This window comes from Methylobacterium sp. AC433, assembly GCF_979253015.1.
Genome location: NZ_CEEDBN010000006.1, coordinates 53,922 through 73,858 on the forward strand (window position 1 = coordinate 53,922; position 19,937 = coordinate 73,858).

A 19,937-nucleotide genomic window follows, 5' to 3' on the forward strand; every position below is an offset into this window, starting at 1 on the left:
CGCCTGGACGCGAGGAGAGATTGGCCATGAGCGCGCTTCACCCGGAAATCGCCGCCGTCACGGCGCGCGTGATCGAACGCTCCGGACCGACCCGGAAGGCCTATCTCGACCTGATCGCGCGGGAGCGGGACTCGGGCGTCCACCGCCCGATGCTCAATTGCGGCAACCTCGCCCACGGCTTCGCGGCCTCGGGCGAGGACAAGGCGGTCATCAAGTCCGGCCGGGCGATGAACATGGCCATCGTCACCGCCTACAACGACATGCTCTCGGCGCATCAGCCCTATGGCCGCTACCCCGAGCAGATGAAGCTGTTCGCGCGGGAGGTCGGCGCCACCGCGCAGGTGGCCGGCGGCGTGCCGGCCATGTGCGACGGCGTCACCCAGGGTCAGCGCGGCATGGAACTGTCGCTCTTCTCGCGCGACACCATCGCGCTCTCGACCGCTGTGGCGCTCAGTCACGGCATGTTCGACGGCGCGGCTTTGCTCGGCATCTGCGACAAGATCGTTCCGGGCCTGCTCATCGGCGCGCTGCGCTTCGGCCACCTGCCGATGATCCTGATCCCGGCCGGACCGATGCCCTCGGGGCTGGCCAACAAGGAGAAGCAGCGCATCCGCCAGCTCTATGCCGAGGGCAAGGTCGGCCGCGACGAGCTGCTCGAGAGCGAATCGGCCTCCTATCACGGTGCCGGCACCTGCACGTTCTACGGCACCGCCAATTCGAACCAGATGATGATGGATGTGATGGGCGTGCACATGCCCGGCGCCTCCTTCATCAACCCGGGCACGAAGCTGCGCCAGGCCGTCACGCGCGCGGCAGTCCACCGCCTCTCCGAGATCAGCGCCAACGGCAACGACTACCGACCCCTCGGCCGATGCATCGACGAGAAGGCGATCGTGAACGCGGTGGTCGGCCTGCTGGCCACGGGTGGCTCGACCAACCACGCGATCCACCTGCCCGCCATCGCGCGGGCCGCCGGCATCGTCCTGGATTGGGCGGATTTCGACCGGCTCTCGGCGGTGGTGCCGCAGGTCGCCAAGGTCTATCCGAACGGCTCGGGTGACGTGAACCACTTCCATGCGGCCGGCGGGATGTCCTACGTCATCGCCAGCCTGATCGATGCCGGGCTGCTGCACGACGACATCCTCACGGTGGCCGGCACGCGCCTGCGCGACCACGCCCGCGACCCGAAGCTCATCGATGACGAACTCGTCTTCGAGGATGCGCCCGAGCGCTCGCACGACGAGACCATCCTGCGCAGTCCCGCCAATGCCTTCCAGCCCGATGGCGGCATGCGGCTGGTGAAGGGCAATCTCGGCCGGGCCACCTTCAAGACCAGCGCCGTCGATCCCGCGCGCTGGACGATCCAGGCGCCGGCGCGCGTCTTCGACGACCAGGACGACGTCATGGCGGCCTTCAAGGCGGGCGAGCTGGAACGCGACGTCGTGGTGGTGGTGCGCTTCCAGGGGCCACGGGCCAACGGCATGCCCGAGTTGCACAAGCTCACTCCGCAACTCGGCGTGCTGCAGGACCGCGGCTTCCGCGTCGCCCTGGTCACCGATGGGCGGATGTCGGGCGCCTCCGGCAAGGTGCCGGCGGCGATCCATCTCAGCCCCGAAGCCCTCGGCGGCGGTCCCCTTGCCCGGATCCGCGACGGCGACGTGGTGCGCCTCAGCGCGGAGGACGGTTCCCTGGAGGCCCTCGTCGATCCGGCCGAGTGGGAAGCCAGGGCGGAGGCCACCGCGCCGCCGCCGGCCCTCGGCACCGGGCGCGAACTCTTCGCCTTCATGCGCCACGGCGCCGACGGGGCGGAGCAGGGTGCCTCCGCCATGCTCGCCGCCGCCGGACTCTGATCCCACCGCCTCCGCTGCCAAGGACGCTGCCCATGACCACCATCGACGCCCTGATGCGCTCCGTTCCCGTCATCCCGGTGCTGGTGGTGGAGGACGTGGCTCACGCCGAACCGATCGCCCGCGCCCTGGTGGCGGGCGGGCTGACCGCCCTGGAGGTCACCCTGCGCACGCCGGCGGCCCTGGACGTCATCCGCGCCATGTCCCGGGTCGACGGGGCCGTGGTCGGCGCCGGTACGGTGCTGAACGCGCGCGACCTCGATGCCGCCCTGGAGGCGGGCGCGCGCTTCATCGTGAGCCCCGGCCTGACCGATCCCCTGACCCGCGCCGTCCTCGCACGCGGGGTGCCCTACCTGCCGGGCGTCGCGAATGCGGCCGACATCATGCGCGGCCTCGACCATGGCCTCGACCGATTCAAGTTCTTTCCCGCCGAGGCCGCCGGCGGCATCAAGGCGCTGAAGGCGCTCGCCGGTCCCTTCGGCCAGGTTCGATTCTGTCCGACCGGCGGCATCTCGGAGGCGACCGCGCCGGATTGGCTCGCCCTGAAGCCGGTGCTCTGCGTCGGCGGAAGCTGGGTCGTCCCGCCGGGGGCGCCCGAGACCGATCTGATCCGGCGCTCGGCCGAGGCCGCCACCCGCCTGCGAGCGGCCTGAGGAACCTCACGCGGATCGACGCCCTCGAAGGCCCTGCTTGATTGTGGCCGGAAAAAGGCTAGCCTCCCCTGACGAGCGCCCGGAAGGGCACGTTCCGGTCCGGGACTTAATCCTCTGGCCGGCATCGTGATCCCAAGGCTGGCATGCCTCGTGCAGTACCCGTGCGATGGAACCAGGCTCCTGGTTCCCGGTGCGGGGCGTCGTCGAGTGCGGCGGTGGGGGAAGCGATGCAGTCCAGGCTCACCACGTACATCTTCATCGGCATGCTGCTCGGGATCGCCGTCGGCTATCTCTGCAACATCACCTGGCCGGATCCGCAGACCTCGAAGGAGATCTCCGGATACATCGCGCTGATCAGCGACGTCTTCCTGCGCCTGATCAAGATGATCATCGCCCCGCTTGTCTTCTCAACCCTCGTCGTCGGCATCGCCCACATGGGTGACACCGCCTCGGTCGGCCGCGTCGGCGGCAAGGCGATGCTGTGGTTCGTCGGCGCCTCGCTCTGCTCGCTGCTGCTCGGCCTCGTGATGGTCAACATCCTCCGGCCCGGCGACAACCTGAACCTGCCGCTGCCCGATGCCGGCGCCACCACGAACCTCAAGGCCGCTTCGCTGTCCCTGAAGGAGTTCGTCACCCACCTCGTGCCGAAGAGCCCGGTCGAGGCGATGGCCAACAACGAGATCCTGCAGATCGTGGTGTTCTCGATCTTCTTCGGCGTGGCCCTGGCCGCGCTCGGCGAGAAGGGCAAGCTGCTCGCACAGGGCATCGAGGGCCTCGCCGACGTGATGCTCAAGATCACCGGCTACGTCATGGGCTTCGCGCCGATCGCCGTGTTCGCGGCCATCGCGGCCACCATCACCACCCAGGGCATCGGTGTACTCGTCACCTACGGCAAGTTCATGCTGGAATTCTACTTCAGCCTGGCCCTGCTCTGGTGCCTGCTCGCCTTCGTCGGATTCCTGCTTGTCGGATCGGCGATGAAGCGCCTCCTCGACCTCATCAAGGAGCCGTTCCTGCTGGCCTTCTCCACCGCATCGAGCGAGGCGGCCTATCCGAAGACCCTGACCAACCTCGAGCGCTTCGGAGTCCCGAACAAGATCACCTCGTTCGTGCTGCCGATGGGCTATTCGTTCAATCTCGACGGGTCGATGATGTACTGCACCTTCGCGGTGATGTTCATCGCCCAGGCCTACAACATTCCCCTGACCCTTGGCCAGCAGCTCACGATGCTCCTGCTCCTGATGGTGACCTCGAAGGGCATGGCCGGCGTGCCGCGCGCCTCCCTGGTGGTGATCTCGGCGACGCTGACCACCTTCCATATCCCGGAAGCGGGCCTGCTCCTCATCATCGGCATCGACCAGTTCCTCGACATGGGACGCTCGGCCACCAACGTGCTCGGCAACAGCGTGGCCACCGTGGCCGTGGCCAAGTGGGAGGGGCAGCTGACGCTGTCCGACCAGCGCCTGGACCGCGACGTCAGCCCCCTGCCGGAGCCGGCGGAGTAGCGATCGCGCGCGTCGCGCGGCGGCGGCAGTCCGGGGTTCAGGTTCGTGTCGAGGTCGCACATGCCAGCACGTCGCGTCATCATCGGGATACTGGCGGGAATCGGCCTCATGGCCGGCGCGGGCTCGGCTCGGGCGATCGACGTGCTCGCCGGTACGCTGAAGACCATCAGCGAGACAGGCACCGTGCGCCTCGGCTTTCGCGAGAGCTCCCTGCCGTTCTCGTTCAAGGACTCCGCCGGCCAGCCGGTCGGCTACGCCGTCGACCTCTGCCTGGAAGTCGTCGACGACATCGGCAAGGAGCTGGGGCGCAACGACCTGAAGGTTCGGTACGAGCCCGTCACCTCGGAGACGCGGATCGAGGCTGTCACGTCCGGCCGGATCGACCTGGAATGCGGATCGACCACGGCCAATGCCGAGCGGCGAAAGCTGGTGGGCTTCTCGCCCGTCACCTATTTCAGCGCCACCAAGCTGCTGGTGAAGCGCGGCGCTCCGGTCGCTTCGTTCCGCGATCTGGCCGGGCGGACGGTGGCGGTCACCGCCGGGACCACCAACGAGGGCGCCCTGCGCGCCCTCTTCGCTCGTCTGAGCATTCCCGCTACAATCGTCACCGGCCATGACCACGCCGAATCATTCGCCATGGTCCGGGATGGGCGCGCCGACGCCCTCGGCCTCGACGATGTCCTGCTCTACGGCCTGATCGCCGCTGCCGGCCCGGATGGCTCGGCCTACACCGTGCTCCCCGACAAGCTGTCGTTCGAACCCTACGGGCTGATGTTCCGCAAGGACGACCCGCAGCTCGCCGGCCTCGTGACCGCGACCTTCCAGCGCCTCGCCGAATCCCGTGAACTGCGCTGGATCTACGAGCGCTGGTTCCTCAAGCGCCTGCCCACCGGTATTCGCCTCAACGTGCCGATGTCGGACGAGCTTCACACCAACTTCCAGGTGATCGGCCTCCAGGATTGACGATGGCGTCGGACGGACGATGAACGGGTCCGCCTCGCGGGGTCGATCCAAATCCGCCGTGGAATGGATTCGTCGATTCGGTGGCTCGGACAGGCAGTGGAGAAACGCGGATCGGGTTCGGTGATCCCCTGCGCGCCTGCCCAGCCCTTTGGGTACCGATGCGCCTCGGCCTGCCGCAATCATGACCAGCGCCGGTCGAGATCAACGGCCTCATACGGGGCTGCGATGTGTCATAGATTACAGATTATTCCGTATTTCCTGAGACTTGCCGCGACATCGGGGCACTTCGGCCCGGTTGCCCGACGCCACGCCGGCCTGGAAAACCTGCCCTCGGAACAGTCACTTAGCCGTCTGCCGAACGTTGCAACGCCGCAACAGCGCCCCGGAACCGCCACGCCGATCACGATTCCGAGTTGCCGCCAGGAACCCTCTCGCACAGAGTGATCGTGCACTGGGGGCAACGCCAGGGCAGCAAGACAATTTCCAGCGGTCAACGCTCGGTCATTCAAGAACAAAGGGCCACGCGACACCGGGATCCATAGAGATTCTGGGCGCAGTAAGCCTTCCCTCGGGTCTCGAAGCTTTTGGAGATATCAATGAAGCTCTTGAAGAGCTCGCTTCTCGCCTCCGCGGCAGGGTTTGCCGCGGTCGCCGGAGCACAGGCAGCCGACCTCCCGGTCAAGAAGGCTGTTCCGATCGAATACGTCCGCGTCTGCTCTGCCTATGGCGCCGGCTTCTTCTACATCCCGGGCACCGATACCTGCATCCGTCTCTCGGGCCGCGCCCGCCTCGACGTCGGCTACCAGCCGACCTCCGCCCGGTCCTCACAGGGTTCGCAGGGTGACACCACCGGCTACATCGGCCTCGCCCGCATCAACGTCGATGCCCGCACGCAGACCGCCTATGGCACCCTGCGCGCCTTCGTGCGTCTCCAGTTCTCCTCCCGCACCGGTGCCACCGGCGGTCTCCGCTCCGGCACCCAGGAGCGTATCGGCAACGCCTTCGCTGCCACCGGCCAGGACCAGAACGGTCGCGTCCAGCAGTTCGTGAACACCGACAAGGCGTTCATCCAGTTCGCCGGCCTCACCGCCGGTCGCGCCTCCTCGTTCTTCGACTTCTACGCCCACGACTTCGAGTTCGCCGGCGCCACCGCCAACTCCGACGTGCAGTCCACCAACCTGCTCGCCTACACGAGCAAGCTCGGCAGCAGCGGCCTTTCGGCCACGGTCTCGCTGGAAGACCCGTCCTTCCGCCGGAACTGGATCAACTCGCAGGAATCGACGACGGTCGGCGCACCCTCGCGCGTCCTGATCACGACGGATGCGAACGGCCTCCCGACCTTCTCGACGGTGGACGTCTCTCAGCGTAACCGCATGCCCGACTTCGTCGGCGTTCTGCGCTACGACGCTGCCTGGGGCTCGGCCCAGCTCTCGGCTGCCGTCAAGGAGCTGAACACCAGCCACATCATCGGTAATCCGACCGTCGTTGGTGCGGCAACGGGCTTCGCCCCCGGCCTCATTGGTCCCGGCCCCTCCGCCTCCAGCGAGTACGGCTGGGCCGTGCAGGCCGGCGTGAAGATCAACATGCCCTTCATCGCCCCGGGCGACACCCTGTACCTGCAGGGCGCCTATGGTGAGGGCGCTACCCTCTACACCGGCTACTCCTCGTACAACGGCAGCTACACCCGCGCAGCGAGCACCATCAACGGTGCGGCCTTCGACCCCTACATGGCCGATGCCACTCTGAACCCGCTGACGGGCAAGATCGAGCTGTCCAACAGCTGGACCGTGACGGCTGCCTACCTGCACTACTGGTCGCCTGAGTGGCGCTCGGCCGTGTTCGGCAGCTACGGCGAGATGGCCTTCGCTCGTGGTGCTCGTGAAGCGAACGCTCTCGCTTACGGCAATTCCGGTAGCGTGAACCTCAACACCTTCCTTGGTGCGCCTGGTAGCCGCTCGTTCGCTCTCAGCCCGGTGCTGCGTGACAACAACCAGTTCGTTGCCGGTGGCAGCCTGATCTGGTCGCCTGTCAAGGATCTCGATATCGGTGTCGAGGGCTTCTACACCCGTGTCGCTCTGCAGAATGGCCGCGTGATCGACCAGTACAGCAATGGCGTGCTCACGGCTGCTGCGGTCAATGGCCTGACTGCTGCTCAGGCAAGTGGTCTGCGCACCGTCACCTCGGCGGACACCTTCCAGATCCGCGGCCGCGTCCAGCGCGACTTCTAAGCCGACGGAACGGCCTGATCCGGGCTCCCTGCGAGCCCGGATCCTCAAAGATCCGACACTTCGAGACATGCGAACTGGCCCGGCTGAAAAGTCGGGCCTTTTTGCGTGGGTACCCCTGCCGCGACGTCCCGGGTTGGGGCGGAAACTACGCAGCGTGGGCGAGAGGCACGGGGTTTGCCAGGGGGAGGCGCGTTGCCAGCTTGGACAGCGTGAAATCAACGATTGCGGCGGTCCGCACCGCTGCTACGTTGCCCAGGTCAGTCCCGTCGATCGCCGTACCGTGATCGACCTCCCGGAGTCAGCCCGCAGATGCGTTCGTGTCACCAGAGATCCACCCTGTCCGCCGTGGCTGTCAGCGTCGCGCTGTCGGTGCTCGCGGCAGGGAGCGCCCAGGCGCAAGAGCTCACCGGAACCCTGAAAAAGATCAAGGAAACCAATACGATCACCATCGGCTACCGGGATGCGTCGGTTCCGTTCTCCTACCTGGACGGTGACCAAAAGCCCGTCGGCTACGCCCTGGAGATCTGTCAGAAGATCGCCGAGGCCGTGAAGACCAACCTCAAGCTCCCGAACCTCGAGGTGAAGCTGAACCCGGTCACCTCGGCGACCCGCATCCCGCTGATCGCCAATGGCACCATCGATCTCGAGTGCGGCTCGACGACGAACAATGCCGATCGCCAGAAGCAGGCCACCTTCACCAACACCCACTTCCTGACCGCGACGCGCTACGTCGCCAAGAAGTCGGCCAAGCTCGACAAGATCGACGATCTGAAGGGCAAGACCGTGGTCTCGACCTCGGGCACCACCAACATCCGCCAGATCAACGAGGCCAACACTGCGCGCAACCTCGGCCTGACCATCCTTCCGGCCAAGGACCATGCCGAGGCCTTCCTGATGGTCGAGACCGGCCGCGCCGTGGCCTTCGTCATGGACGACGTGCTCCTGGCCTCGCTGGCCGCCAGCTCGAAGGAGCCCGGCGCGTATGCGATCTCCAGCGAGGCGCTGTCGAAGCCTGAGCCGTACGGCATCATGCTGCGCAAGGACGATGCCCCGTTCAAGGCCGTCGCGGACGAAGCCACCGCCAAGCTCTACAAGAGCGCCGAGGGCAAGGCGCTCTACGACAAGTGGTTCACCAAGCCGATCCCGCCGCGGGGCATCAACCTGAACCTCCCGATGAGCGAGGCCATGGTGAAGGCCTTCGCGTCGCCGAGCGACAGCGCGGACCCCGCCGCCTACTGAGAGCCGACCGCAGCGGCCCCGTCGTCTGGACGCCTCGCTCCTCACGGAGCGGGGCGTTCCGCTGTGAGGGGAACGCCCGGGTCCGGTCCGCCCCGCGCAGCGAGGCGTTCCATGGTGGCGAACAGCACCGGCCATTCGATCGGTTTGGGAACGTGCGCGTCCATGCCGGCGGCGCGGCATCGTTCCATTTCCTCGGGCATCGCGTTGGCGGTCAGGGCGATGACCGGTGTCGGCGAGCGATTCTCCTGCCGCTCCCGGGCGCGGATCGCCTGCGTCGCCGCGAGCCCGTCCTGTCCCGGCATCTGCACGTCCATCAGGATCAACTCCGGGCGTTCCTTTGCGAAGGCCGCCGTCACGGCCCGTTCGCCGTCGTCCACCACGGTGACCGCGTGCCCCTTCTGGCGCAGCACCGTGCCGATGATCTCCTGATTGATGGGGTTGTCCTCTGCCAGGAGGACGCGCCAACGCACGGGGGAGGGGCGGTTGAGGAGCGCAGGCCTTGGGAGGTCGGCCTCGTTCTGCGCTGCCGCCAGACGCAGCGGCACCACGAACCAGAACACGGAGCCCTCGCCGACCCGGCTTTCCGCGCCGATCTCGCCCCCCATCAGATGAACCAGGCGCTTGCAGATCGTCAGCCCGAGGCCGGTCCCGCCATAGCGTCGGGAGGTCGAGCCGTCGGCCTGCGCGAAGCGTTCGAACAGCTGCGGCAGCACCTCGGGTGCGATGCCGATCCCCGTATCCACGAGCTCGATCCGCAGGGACGATGGCCGTCGCGGCAGCGCCTCCGCTGCCGGTGTCCAGCGTATCCGCAGGATGACGGAGCCGCGGGGCGTGAACTTGATCGCGTTGGTGGCGAGGTTGAGGATGACCTGCCGAAGCCGGGTGGGGTCGCCCAGAACCCAGTCGGGGACGTCCGGACCGACATCGGTGGCGACGTGGACGTCGCGTCCCTGCGCGATCTCGACGCTGAGTTCGCGGCATCCCTCGATCAGGTCGTTGAGGCTGAAGGGTAGCGATTCGATCACGAGGTGACCCGCCTCGATCTTCGAAAAGTCGAGGATGTCGTTGACGATCGTTAGCAGGGATCGGCCGGCTTCCTGGGCGAGGCCGACGAGACGCGTCTGGTCCCGGCCGAGGCTGGCGTCGCTCCGCAACAGATCGTGGACGCCCAGGATGCCTGCGAGCGGCGTGCGCAGTTCGTGGCTCATATTGGCCAGGAACTCGGCCTTCGCCAGCACGGCGGCCTCGGCGGCGGTGCGAGCGCTCTGGAGATCGGCCTCCTGCTTCTGGCGCTGCGAGACGTCGCGGATCGCCTGGATGATCTGGACCTCCCCCTGGTCCTCGATGCGCCGGAAGGCGGCCTCGACCCAGATGTCCCGCTCGGAGCGATGGCGCATCCGGTAGATCACCGATCCCGCCGGCCGCTCGGGGCCGAGGGCATGCAGGGTGGCCGAGAGGTTCGCGATGTCCTCGCGATGCACGAGGGTGCGCAGGCCGATGCGGTTGGCCTCCTCGACGCCGTAGCCGAGCATGGTCGTCACCGCGGGCGAGATGTAGAGATGGCGTCCGCTGGCGTCGTCGAGGACGATGAGGTCGGAGGTGTGGTCGGCCAGCAGGCGATAGCGCGCCTCGCTCTCGCGCAGACGCTCGTCGGCTCGCCGCCGCTCCGTCACGTCCGTCAGGGTCTGGACGTGGCCGTCGCCCATCAGCATCGGCACAGACCGCGTCTCGATCACCCGGCCATCGGCCCGGCTGCGCTCGGACCGCAACTCGGTGGTGCGCCGGTCCTCGTCCAGGCGCCAGAGGCTCGGCGCCTCGATCGCGGTTCCCCAGGTTCCGGTCTCGCGCAGGTGCCGGCGCAGGGCCCGGTAGTCCGGCGCGCGCGCGATCAGCTCGGGCGAGACCGCCAGGATCTCGATGGCACGTCTGTTGATGACCGGGATGCGCCCCCTTCCGTCGATCATCAGCAGGCCCTGGTCCATGCTCTCGAGGGTCGCCTCCAGGAGGGCGGATTTCTCGGCCAGGGCACGCTCGGCGGATTTCAGCTCTGTGACGTCGGCGAAGACGCCGAAGATGGACCCACGGAGCGCAGCACGCCCGGAAAGCCCGGGCTCGCCCTGGTAGACGCCGCGGACCTGCACCTCCCGGACCTCGCCCGAGGGCTGAACGAGGCGCAGGGACATGTCGAAATCCGCGCCGCGGCGGATCGCGCCTGCGATTTGCCGCGACACGGCGAGGCGATCGTCCGGATGACAGGCGGCGATGCTGTCCTGGATCGTCGGGTCGAAGGTCCGCGGGTCGAGCCCATGGATCCGGTAGACCTCTTCGGACCACCGCAGGACGCGGGAGGGAATGTGCAGGTGCCAATGGCCCACATGGGCCACCTGCTCGGCCATGACGAGGAGTCGGTTGGCTTCCCGCGCCTCGGCATCGGCGAGGTTCGGGGGGCGGATGTCGCGGAGACTCACGTGGACGTGCCGGATCGGCCGCAGATCCGGCTCGTGCAGCGGTACGTAGGTGGCTTCCGTGGCGAGGCCGGCACCCGGAAGCGTCGACTGGTCCTGCATCCGCAGGATCGCGCCCGTGGCGACCGCCCGCTCCAGGCCTGCGCGCAACAGCGCGGACTGCGCCGTCGGCAGGAGCGCCGCGAGCTCGCAGCCGATCGCCTCGTCGCCGCGGCCGACGGTGCGGGCCGCTGCCGCGTTCCAGGCCGAGAGGCGAAACCCGCCATCCGGCAGCCGAGCGAAGAGGAACTGTCGATCGGGCGAGGCCTCGAACGCCGCGCGCAGGGCACTGGCCCCGGAGCGATCCAGCTTTCCGGGCCAGGCTCGCTCGCCGCGCAGGAGCGCACGGCCCCTCCGTGCGAACGAGCCGAGCCACGGCAGGCGTCCGCTCACGCGGCGCCTCCTGCCCGCGCGGTGCGCTGCTGCGAGAGAATGCGAGCGACGCCGACCACGAGCAGCGCGGCGGCCGCGCCCGCGATCTCGCTCGCGTGGCCCACGGGCGCCGTCGCACCGGCGACCAGCGGATCGGTGGCGATCATTTCCCCGGCGATCCAGCCGAGCAGGGCCGCTCCGGCCCAGAGGATCAGCGGGAACCGGACGAGGAGTGCCGTAATCAGTGAGGCGCCCATGATGATCAGGGGGATCGAGAGGAGGAGGCCGAACACGAAGAGAGCGGCATGCCCCTTCGCGGCGGCCGAAACGGCGACGACGTTGTCGAGGCTCATCACGGCGTCGGCGATCGCGATGGTCCGGACCGCCCGCCAGAGCGTCGTGCTCTCCGCCACCGTCGGATCGGCCTCGTCTTCGCCGACCAGGAGTTTCACCGCGATGACCATCAGGAGGAGGCCGCCGACGATCCGCAACAGGGGAATCGCGAGCAGGGACGACACCACCAATGCAAAGGCGATGCGCAGGAGCACCGCCGTACCGGCGCCGAGGAGGATGCCGGTGCGCCGGCGATGTTCTGGCAGGGATCGGCATGCGAGCGCGATGACCACCGCATTGTCGCCCGAGAGCAGCAGATCGATCCACACGATCTGCAGCACGGCCAGGAGGAACTGCGGATCACTGATGTCCATCGGATCTTTCGGCGTTGTCGGCCTGACGGGACCGCCCAGCGACCCCGCTCCGGGTAGCGCATCCGCGCGGCCCCGCACAGGCGGCAAAGAGCGGACGTCAATGCGCCACGATACAACCTCGGCGCGCAAACGCAGCAAGGGATGGCTCGCTCGATCCAAGGCTGCGTTCGGCGACGTTCGTCCCCGCTCCACTCGGATGCCCGGCACCGAAAGTCCGATGAAGGCGGATCGGCTTATGGACCTGCCGGCCCGCGCCACGGTGTTGTCGATGCGTGCATGGCACCGCACCGAATCCGTGGGTTTCGCGGCTCGTGTGCATGCCTCCTGTGGTCTTCGTACGCCACCGCCTGGACAGGGTTGTGCCATCGATGGAAACCGCCCGTTCTGAATTGTTTCGCGCCTTGACTTCGGGTGACGCGGGGTCGCATTGCACAATCATGTAGGATGGTGCTTCCGTCCCGCCGGGCTGACATTCCTTTGAAAGCCTCTAAGGTCTCGGCTGGCCCTTGCCGCACGGTCGAGATCAGGGTCGCCCGGCGCAATCATGCTTGGAGTTTGACACTTGGCGAACACGGCAGCCGATCCCGAGAGCTCCCACGGCGCGCCGGACGGCACGCGACGCGACTTCATGTTCCTCGCAACGGGCGCGGGTCTGGCCGTGGGAGCCGGTGCCCTCGCGTGGCCCTTCGTCGCCTCGATGGCGCCCGATGCCGAGACCATCGCGGCCGGTGCTCCCCTGGAAGTCGACCTGACGCCGATCCAGGAAGGTCAGATCGTCAACGTGTTCTGGCGCGGCAAGCTCATCTTCGTGCGCAGCCGCTCGGAGAAGGAGATCAAGGAAGCCTCCGAGGTGAAGCTGTCCGATCTCATCGATCCGCAGCCCGACTCGGCCCGCGTGAAGCAGGGTCACGCCAAGTGGCTCGTCGTCTACGGCAACTGCACCCATCTCGGCTGCGTACCGATCGGCCACCAGGGACAGTACGAGGGCTGGTCCTGCCCCTGTCACGGCTCCCTCTACGACACGTCCGGCCGGGTGCGCCGGGGTCCCGCCCCGACGAACCTGCCTATCCCGCCCTATATCTTCGAGTCGGATTCCAAGATCCGGATCGGTGAAGAGGGCGGCAAGGCCGTCGCCTGACACCCTGAAACAGGATTTGGAGCGGGTCGCCCCATGAGCGGACACGGCAATACCTACGTTCCCAAGAGCGCCTTGGCAAAGTGGTTCGAATCGCGCCTGCCCCTGATCGGGCTGGTACATTCCTCCTTCGTCTCCTTCCCGGTGCCGCGGAACCTCAACTACTTCTGGACCTTCGGCGCGATCCTGATCGCCATGCTGGTGTCCCAGATCGTCACCGGCGTCTGGCTGGCGATGCATTACGACCCGTCCGCCGCCAACGCCTTCAATTCCGTCGAGCACATCATGCGAGACGTGAACTACGGCTGGCTTCTGCGCTACATGCACGCCAACGGCGCTTCGATGTTCTTCGTGGCCGTCTACGTGCACATCTTCCGGGCGCTCTACTACGGCTCGTACAAGGCGCCCCGCGAGGTGCTCTACATCCTCGGCGTGATCATCTACCTGCTTATGATGGCGACCGCCTTCCTCGGGTACACCCTGCCGTGGGGCCAGATGAGCTTCTGGGGTGCCACCGTCATCACCAACATCCTGGCCGCGATCCCCGTCGTGGGCGACACGATCCAGAGCCTGCTCTGGGGCGGCTACTCGGTCGGCAACCCCACTCTGAACCGGTTCTTCTCGCTGCACTACTTGCTCCCGTTCATGATCACCGGTGTGGTGATCCTGCACGTCTGGGCGCTGCACGTGACGGGGCAGAACAATCCGGCCGGCATTCCGATCAAGTCGGGCAAGGACGCGGTCGCCTTCACGCCCTACGCGACGATCAAGGACATCTTCGCCTCGGTCGTGTTCTTCGCTTTCTTCGCCTACTGGATCTTCTATCAGCCGAACTACCTCGGACACGCCGACAACTACGTGCCGGCCAACCCGGCCGTGACACCGGCCCATATCGTTCCGGAATGGTACTTCCTGCCGTTCTACGCGATCCTACGCGCGGTGCCGGACAAGCTCGGCGGCGTCATCCTGATGTTCAGCGCGGTGCTGATCCTGGCGCTGGCGCCATGGCTCGACACCTCGCGGGTCCGCTCGTGCAACTACCGGCCGATCTATCGTCAGTTCTTCTGGCTCTTCGTCGTGGTCTGTGTCGTGCTCGGCTGGCTCGGTGCCAAGCCGCCGGAAGGTGGCTACGTCATCGCGGCCCGGATATGCACGGCTTATTACTTCCTGCACTTCCTACTCGTCATGCCGCTCGTCGGCCTGTTCGAGACGCCGAAGGCGCTTCCCGGCTCGATCCTCGAGACCGTGACGGGCCCGGGCAAGCAGGTGGGCGGGTCCGGCATGCCGGTGGGTGCCGCGGCCGCACCGTCATCCAAGGGTTGAGGGCAGGGGACTTTTGAGAACCATGAAAACGACCCGCGTCCTCGCCGCGTCCCTGCTCGCGGCCGTCATGAGCGTCACCGTCGCGTCCGCGGATGAGGGAACCCCTCATCCGCCGCGCGAGAAGTGGAGCTTCGCCGGCACCTTCGGCCGCTTCGACCAAGCCCAGCTCCAGCGCGGCTTCCAAGTCTACAAGGAAGTCTGCTCGAGCTGCCACAGCATGAGTTTGGTGCGCTTCCGCAACCTCTCGGAGGAGGGGGGGCCCGGCTTCACCACCGGGCAGGTGAAGGAGCTCGCCGCCCAGTACAAGGTGAAGGAGCAGAACGATGCGGGCGAGGACGTCGACCGTCCCGCCCGTGCCGCCGACGCCTTTCCGTCGCCCTTTCCGAACGAGAAGGCGGCGGCGGCCGCAAACGGCGGCAAGGCGCCGCCGGACTTCTCGGTGCTCGCCAAGGCCCGCACCTACGAGCGCGGCTTTCCCTGGTTCGTGTTCGACGCGATGCCGTTCATCGGATTCTCCGAGCAGGGCGTCGACTACATCCACGCGCTCCTGAACGGCTACGAGGATCCGCCGGAGGGCAAGGAGATCCCGGCGGGCGTCTACTACAACAAGTATTATGCCGGACACCTGATCGCGATGCCGAAGCCGATCAGTGACGGTCAGGTGACCTACGCCAAGAACGACAAGGGCGAGCCAGTCGTGCCGGAGACCACGGAGCAGTATTCTCGCGACGTGGCGGCGTTCATGGCCTGGGCCGCCGAGCCCCACATGATGGCACGCAAGGCGCTCGGCCTGCGGGTGATCCTGTTCCTGCTCGTGCTGTCGGGCCTGCTCTACTACGTGAAGAAGAAGATCTGGGCGAAGGTCGGCGGCGAGGTCCACGGCCTCCAGCCCGAGCTGCACAAGACCTACTGATCCGGTTCGGGCGGTCCGTCCGGGCTGCCCGCCCTTCGTTGACACGATCCGCGCCGGCGCCCCAAGGAGGGGCGACCGGCGCAAATCTTATGGAGACCAGGATGACGGCAGCGGTGCTCGGCGTGATGGGCGGGTCCGGGGTCTACGACCTTCCCGGCCTGGAGGATGTCCGCGAGGAGCGGATCGCCTCCCCGTGGGGCGAGCCCTCCGACGCTCTGCGCATCGGCCGCATCGGCGAGACCAAGGTGGTGTTCCTGGCGCGTCACGGCCGCGGTCACCGCTACTCGCCGTCGGGCATCAATTACCGGGCGAACATCGACGTCCTGAAACGGGCCGGCGTTACCGACCTCGTCTCGCTCTCGGCCTGCGGCTCGTTCAAGGCCGAGCTGCATCCGGGCCTGTTCGTCCTCGTCGACCAGTTCGTCGACCGGACCCACGGCCGCGCGAGCTCATTTTTCGGCGACGGCTGCGTCGCCCACGTCTCCCTGGCGCATCCGGTCGGCCCGTCGCTGCAGGCGCGCATCGCCGCGGCGGCGCAGGTGGAGGACATCGCGATTCATCGCGACGGGACCTACGTCTGCATGGAAGGGCCCCAATTCTCCACCTACGCCGAGTCCACCACCTACAAGGCGCTCGGCTACGACGTGATCGGCATGACCAACATGCCGGAAGCCAAGCTCGCCCGGGAAGCCGAGATCACCTATGCGACGATCGCCATGGTGACCGACTTCGACTGCTGGCACCCGACCCACGATGCCGTCGACGTCGCCGCCGTGGTCGCGGTGGCCCGGGCCAATGCCGACAAGGCGGCACGTCTCGTCGCCCGCTTGGCCCGCGATTTTCCGGCGGAGCGGGAGCCGTGCCCCGTCGGGACCGAGCGCGCGCTCGACGGCGCGATCATGACCGCGCCGGCGCAGCGCGATCCGGCCCTGCTGGCTAAGCTCGACGCGGTGGCGGGCCGAGTCCTGAACCGCTGAGCCGGCCGGAGCGCCGGTGAATTCGGCGCCGCCCGCCCTTTCCGCGACCCGGACTTCCCTCTAGAAGGCGGGTTCGTCCCCGAACCGGATCCGAACCGTGACACAAGAGGCCAAGCGCGCCGCCCGCATCAACCGCAAGACGGCGGAGACCGACGTGCAGGTCGCCGTCGACCTCGACGGGACGGGGCGTGCACAGGTATCGACGGGCGTCGGCTTCTTCGACCACATGCTCGAGCTGTTCGCGCGTCACGCGCTGTTCGACCTCGACGTGGCCGTGACCGGCGATCTTCATGTCGATCATCACCATACGGTCGAGGATACCGGCATTGCCCTCGGACAGGCCTTCGCCCAGGCTCTGTCCGACAAGCGCGGCATCGGCCGCTACGCCGACATCCACCTGCCGATGGACGAGACCCTGACCCGGGTCGCCATCGACATCTCGGGCCGGCCATTCCTCGTATTCCGGACTCAGTTCCGGGTCGAGAAGATCGGGCAATTCGACACCGAGCTCGTTCGCGAGTGGTTCCAGGCCTTCGCGATGAATGCCGGCATCACGCTGCATGTCGAGACGCTCTACGGCGACAATGCCCACCATATCGCCGAGAGCTGCTTCAAGGGCTTGGCCCGCGCCTTGCGGCAGGCTGTGGCGATCGATCCGCGCGAGGGCGGCCGCGTTCCCTCGACGAAGGGATCGCTCTGATCCGCCGCGCGGGTCGGCAGGGAGGATGCGAGACGTGATGCGCACCTATACGTTGCACCCCGCGCGGGGCGCTCTCGCCGGCGAGGCCCACGGCCTCGAGCGGGCACACCTCGTGCCGGACGGCTTCTCCTGGCCGGCCTTCGCCTTCGGCCCGCTGTGGTTCTTCTTTCACCGTCTCTGGCTCGCCGGCCTCGGCGTGCTGGCTCTCCTCGTCCTTGTGGCTTTCGGGGGACGGTTCCTCGGGCTCACGCCCATCGCCGGCTCCGTGATCACGCTACTGATCTCGATCCTGATCGGCCTCGAAGCCTCGTCCTTGCGGCGCTGGACCTATGCTCGGGCGGGACGCCCCGTGCGCGACGCGATCACCGCCGCGAACGCCGAGGAGGCCGAGATGAAGGCCGCTGCCCGCTGGCTCGCCGGCGCGTCGGTGGGGCGGGCCGGGCCCGCGTCTCAGGTCGGGGTCTCGGTGCCGCCAAGCGACCTCGCCATCGGCATGTTCCCGTTCAGCGAGGGGCGGCGGTGAGCGCTGAGACCGTCGCGATCATCGATTACGGCTCGGGCAACCTTCACTCCGCCGCCAAGGCGTTCGAGCGGGCAGCACGGGAGGCCGGCCTCGACGAAACCCGCATCGTTCTGACGAGCGAGGCCGAGACGGTCGCCACGGCTGACCGGGTGGTGCTGCCGGGAGTCGGTGCCTACGCCGATTGCCGCCGCGGGCTGGATGCCCTGCCCGGAATGGTCGAGGCAATGACCCATGCCGCGCATGCGCGTGGGCGCCCCTTCCTGGGAATCTGCGTCGGCATGCAACTCCTGGCGACGCGCGGCCTGGAGCACGACGTGACCGCCGGTCTCGGCTGGATCCCCGGTGATGTCGGCCCGATCCAGCCGGCGGACCCGGGCCTCAAGGTGCCCCACATGGGCTGGAACACCCTGGAGGTCGACCGGCCGCACGCGCTCCTGTCCGACATTCCGACCGGCGGGAGCGGCCTGCACGCCTATTTCGTGCACAGCTACGCGCTGTTGCCGGAGCGGGTGGAGGACCGCGTCGCCCACAGTGATTACGGCGGCCCGGTCACCGCGATGGTGGCGCGCGACAACGTCGCCGGCACCCAATTCCATCCGGAGAAGAGCCAGCGCCTCGGCCTCGCGCTCCTCGCCAACTTCCTGCGCTGGCGCCCCTGAGGCGCAGACCCCACCTTTGAACCGTCCCACCCGAAAGCGAACCGACGCGTGATCCTGTTTCCGGCCATCGATCTCAAGGAAGGGCGCTGCGTCCGCCTCGTGCAGGGCGACATGGCGCAGGCCATCGTGTTCAGCGACGATCCGGCCGCCCAGGCCGCGGTCTTCGAGGAGCAGGGCTTCTCCTGGCTGCACGTGGTCGACCTCGACGGAGCCTTCGCGGGCGCGCCGATGAACGCGGGGGCCGTCGACGCGATCCTGGCGCGGACCAAGCTGCCAGTACAACTCGGCGGTGGCATCCGCGAGATGAGGACCCTCGAAGGCTGGCTCGCCAAGGGCGTCAGCCGCGTCATCATCGGCACCGCTGCCGTGCGCGATCCGGCCTTCGTGCGCGAGGCCGCCCGCCGCTTCCCCGGAAAGATCGCCGTCGGCATCGACGCCAAGGACGGCCGCGTCGCGGTCGAGGGCTGGGCCACCACGTCCAGCATGACGGCCGAGGAGCTTGGCCGTCGGTTCGAGGATGCCGGCGTCGCGGCGATCATCTACACCGACATCGCGCGGGACGGCATTCTGAAGGGCCTCAACATCGAGATGACCCTGGGACTCGCCCGCGCCGTGACGATCCCGGTGATCGCCTCCGGCGGGCTCGCCTCGATCGAGGACGTCCACCGCATTCTGGAGCCAGACTGCGCGCTCCTGGCCGGTGCCATCACGGGTCGTGCCCTCTATGACGGCCGGATCGACCCGCGCGAGGCCCTGGCCGCCATCCGTCGCGCGACCGGCGCGGCCGACGCCGCGCCGGCGGCCTGACGCGTCCGAGGCCGATCGTGCTCAAGACCCGCATCATTCCCTGCCTCGACGTGAAGGACGGCCGGGTCGTCAAGGGCGTGCAGTTCCTCGAACTGCGCGATGCCGGAGATCCGGTGGAGGCGGCCAAGGCCTACGACGCGGCCGGGGCCGACGAGCTTTGCTTCCTCGACATCACGGCGAGCCATGAGGATCGCGGCACGCTCCTCGACGTCGTCAGTCGCACGGCCGAGGCCTGCTTCATGCCGCTCACCGTCGGCGGCGGCATCCGCACCGTGGCGGACATCCGCACCCTCCTTCTGGCCGGGGCCGACAAGGTCTCGATCAACACGGCGGCCGTGAACGATCCCGACTTCGTCGCTCGTGGGGCTGAGAAGTTCGGAAGTCAGTGCATCGTCGTGGCGATCGACGCCAAGCGCACCTCCGGGCCCGGCGAGCCGCCGGAATGGCAGATCTTCACCCATGGCGGGCGCAAGCCCACCGGGATCGACGCCATCGAATTCGCCCGCACCGTCACCGCCCGCGGCGCCGGCGAATTGCTGGTGACCTCAATGGATCGCGACGGGATGCGATCCGGCTACGATATCGGCCTGACGCGGGCCATCTCCGATGCCGTCTCCGTGCCGGTCATCGCCTCGGGCGGCGTCGGCGGCCTCGACGACCTGGTGGCAGGCGTCCGCGAGGGTGGCGCCAGCGCGGTCCTGGCGGCGTCCATCTTCCATTTCGGGCAGCACACCGTCTTCGAAGCCAAGGCCCACATGGCCGCGGCCGGCCTTTCCATGCGCCTCGATCTCTGAGGCCGACTTCCGCACCCCTTGCGTCATGATCCATCGTGCCGCACGCTCGGTTGCATGGCACGATAGGCCCGGTTCGCCGGGACCAGGA

General features: G+C 67.7%; 17 protein-coding genes. 15 read left to right on the plus strand and 2 right to left on the minus strand.

Translation table 11 applies throughout. The annotated features are described in order from the left end of the window. Positions 1-26 precede the first annotated feature (26 nt). The 6 genes from edd (at position 27) to AC0IWM_RS11170 (ending at position 8,435) form a co-directional block, all read left to right on the plus strand. Positions 27-1,850: a phosphogluconate dehydratase gene (edd, locus tag AC0IWM_RS11145; RefSeq protein ID WP_471754947.1), complete on the plus strand. Its 1,824-nt coding sequence runs from the start codon at positions 27-29 to the stop codon at positions 1,848-1,850. Positions 1,851-1,882: 32 nt separating this feature from the next. Then, entirely contained in the window at positions 1,883-2,500 is a 618-nt protein-coding gene (gene eda, locus AC0IWM_RS11150; protein WP_471754949.1) for a bifunctional 4-hydroxy-2-oxoglutarate aldolase/2-dehydro-3-deoxy-phosphogluconate aldolase, read from the plus strand. A gap of 227 nt (positions 2,501-2,727) precedes the next feature. Continuing rightward, positions 2,728-4,005, plus strand: a complete 1,278-nt coding sequence (locus tag AC0IWM_RS11155) for a dicarboxylate/amino acid:cation symporter (protein WP_471754951.1) — start codon at positions 2,728-2,730, stop codon at positions 4,003-4,005. Positions 4,006-4,065: 60 nt separating this feature from the next. Further along, positions 4,066-4,968, plus strand: coding sequence for an amino acid ABC transporter substrate-binding protein (locus AC0IWM_RS11160; protein ID WP_471754953.1), 903 nt, complete (start codon positions 4,066-4,068; stop codon positions 4,966-4,968). A 596-nt stretch (positions 4,969-5,564) separates the two neighbouring features. Next, positions 5,565-7,196, plus strand: a complete 1,632-nt coding sequence (locus tag AC0IWM_RS11165) for a porin (protein ID WP_471754955.1) — start codon at positions 5,565-5,567, stop codon at positions 7,194-7,196. Positions 7,197-7,505: 309 nt separating this feature from the next. Beyond that, positions 7,506-8,435 carry an amino acid ABC transporter substrate-binding protein gene (locus AC0IWM_RS11170; RefSeq protein WP_471754957.1) on the plus strand — a complete coding sequence of 310 codons (930 nt, stop codon included), beginning with the start codon at positions 7,506-7,508 and terminating at the stop codon, positions 8,433-8,435. A 41-nt stretch (positions 8,436-8,476) separates the two neighbouring features. Here the strand turns inward: AC0IWM_RS11170 and AC0IWM_RS11175 are convergent, their stop codons facing one another. Together AC0IWM_RS11175 and AC0IWM_RS11180 are read right to left on the minus strand one after the other, a co-directional pair. Next, complete coding sequence (locus AC0IWM_RS11175) at positions 8,477-11,332, minus strand: ATP-binding protein (protein ID WP_471754959.1); 2,856 nt, start codon at positions 11,330-11,332, stop codon at positions 8,477-8,479. Beyond that, complete coding sequence (locus AC0IWM_RS11180; protein ID WP_471755240.1) at positions 11,329-12,018, minus strand: TerC family protein; 690 nt, start codon at positions 12,016-12,018, stop codon at positions 11,329-11,331. Before AC0IWM_RS11180 ends, AC0IWM_RS11175 begins: the two co-directional genes overlap by 4 nt. A gap of 562 nt (positions 12,019-12,580) precedes the next feature. Between AC0IWM_RS11180 and petA the strand changes: the two genes are divergently transcribed. From petA to hisF, 9 genes are all read left to right on the plus strand, one after another. Beyond that, the gene (petA, locus tag AC0IWM_RS11185; RefSeq protein WP_471754961.1) at positions 12,581-13,156 is read left to right on the plus strand and encodes a ubiquinol-cytochrome c reductase iron-sulfur subunit; all 576 of its coding nucleotides are present in this window, start codon (positions 12,581-12,583) and stop codon (positions 13,154-13,156) included. Positions 13,157-13,189: 33 nt separating this feature from the next. Then, positions 13,190-14,476 (plus strand): cytochrome b, encoded by a 1,287-nt coding sequence (locus AC0IWM_RS11190; RefSeq protein ID WP_471754963.1) that lies wholly within the window; start codon positions 13,190-13,192, stop codon positions 14,474-14,476. Between the two features lie 22 nt (positions 14,477-14,498). After that, positions 14,499-15,389, plus strand: coding sequence for a cytochrome c1 (locus AC0IWM_RS11195; RefSeq protein WP_471754965.1), 891 nt, complete (start codon positions 14,499-14,501; stop codon positions 15,387-15,389). Positions 15,390-15,490: 101 nt separating this feature from the next. Next, positions 15,491-16,366, plus strand: coding sequence for an S-methyl-5'-thioadenosine phosphorylase (locus AC0IWM_RS11200; protein WP_471754967.1), 876 nt, complete (start codon positions 15,491-15,493; stop codon positions 16,364-16,366). Positions 16,367-16,463: 97 nt separating this feature from the next. Then, positions 16,464-17,066 (plus strand): imidazoleglycerol-phosphate dehydratase HisB, encoded by a 603-nt coding sequence (gene hisB, locus AC0IWM_RS11205; RefSeq protein WP_056467445.1) that lies wholly within the window; start codon positions 16,464-16,466, stop codon positions 17,064-17,066. A 37-nt stretch (positions 17,067-17,103) separates the two neighbouring features. Next, positions 17,104-17,589, plus strand: a complete 486-nt coding sequence (locus AC0IWM_RS11210) for a DUF2628 domain-containing protein (RefSeq protein WP_471755242.1) — start codon at positions 17,104-17,106, stop codon at positions 17,587-17,589. Beyond that, positions 17,586-18,248 (plus strand): imidazole glycerol phosphate synthase subunit HisH, encoded by a 663-nt coding sequence (gene hisH / locus AC0IWM_RS11215; protein ID WP_471754969.1) that lies wholly within the window; start codon positions 17,586-17,588, stop codon positions 18,246-18,248. Before AC0IWM_RS11210 ends, hisH begins: the two co-directional genes overlap by 4 nt. 48 nt (positions 18,249-18,296) lie before the next feature. After that, positions 18,297-19,055, plus strand: a complete 759-nt coding sequence (gene hisA, locus AC0IWM_RS11220; RefSeq protein ID WP_471754971.1) for a 1-(5-phosphoribosyl)-5-[(5-phosphoribosylamino)methylideneamino]imidazole-4-carboxamide isomerase — start codon at positions 18,297-18,299, stop codon at positions 19,053-19,055. Positions 19,056-19,072: 17 nt separating this feature from the next. Beyond that, positions 19,073-19,849 carry an imidazole glycerol phosphate synthase subunit HisF gene (hisF, locus tag AC0IWM_RS11225; RefSeq protein ID WP_471754973.1) on the plus strand — a complete coding sequence of 259 codons (777 nt, stop codon included), beginning with the start codon at positions 19,073-19,075 and terminating at the stop codon, positions 19,847-19,849. The last annotated feature ends 88 nt before the right edge of the window (positions 19,850-19,937 follow it).

Excerpts from the sequence above, each read along its gene's own strand:
- edd (WP_471754947.1), top strand. The coding sequence starts at position 27 with ATGAGCGCGCTTCACCCGGAAATCGCCGCCGTCACGGCGCGCGTGATC.
- eda (WP_471754949.1), top strand. The coding sequence starts at position 1,883 with ATGACCACCATCGACGCCCTGATGCGCTCCGTTCCCGTCATCCCGGTG.
- AC0IWM_RS11155 (WP_471754951.1), top strand. The coding sequence starts at position 2,728 with ATGCAGTCCAGGCTCACCACGTACATCTTCATCGGCATGCTGCTCGGG.
- AC0IWM_RS11160 (WP_471754953.1), top strand. The coding sequence starts at position 4,066 with ATGCCAGCACGTCGCGTCATCATCGGGATACTGGCGGGAATCGGCCTC.
- AC0IWM_RS11165 (WP_471754955.1), top strand. The coding sequence starts at position 5,565 with ATGAAGCTCTTGAAGAGCTCGCTTCTCGCCTCCGCGGCAGGGTTTGCC.
- AC0IWM_RS11170 (WP_471754957.1), top strand. The coding sequence starts at position 7,506 with ATGCGTTCGTGTCACCAGAGATCCACCCTGTCCGCCGTGGCTGTCAGC.
- AC0IWM_RS11180 (WP_471755240.1), bottom strand. The coding sequence starts at position 12,018 with ATGGACATCAGTGATCCGCAGTTCCTCCTGGCCGTGCTGCAGATCGTG.
- AC0IWM_RS11190 (WP_471754963.1), top strand. The coding sequence starts at position 13,190 with ATGAGCGGACACGGCAATACCTACGTTCCCAAGAGCGCCTTGGCAAAG.
- AC0IWM_RS11195 (WP_471754965.1), top strand. The coding sequence starts at position 14,499 with ATGAAAACGACCCGCGTCCTCGCCGCGTCCCTGCTCGCGGCCGTCATG.
- AC0IWM_RS11200 (WP_471754967.1), top strand. The coding sequence starts at position 15,491 with ATGACGGCAGCGGTGCTCGGCGTGATGGGCGGGTCCGGGGTCTACGAC.
- AC0IWM_RS11210 (WP_471755242.1), top strand. The coding sequence starts at position 17,104 with ATGCGCACCTATACGTTGCACCCCGCGCGGGGCGCTCTCGCCGGCGAG.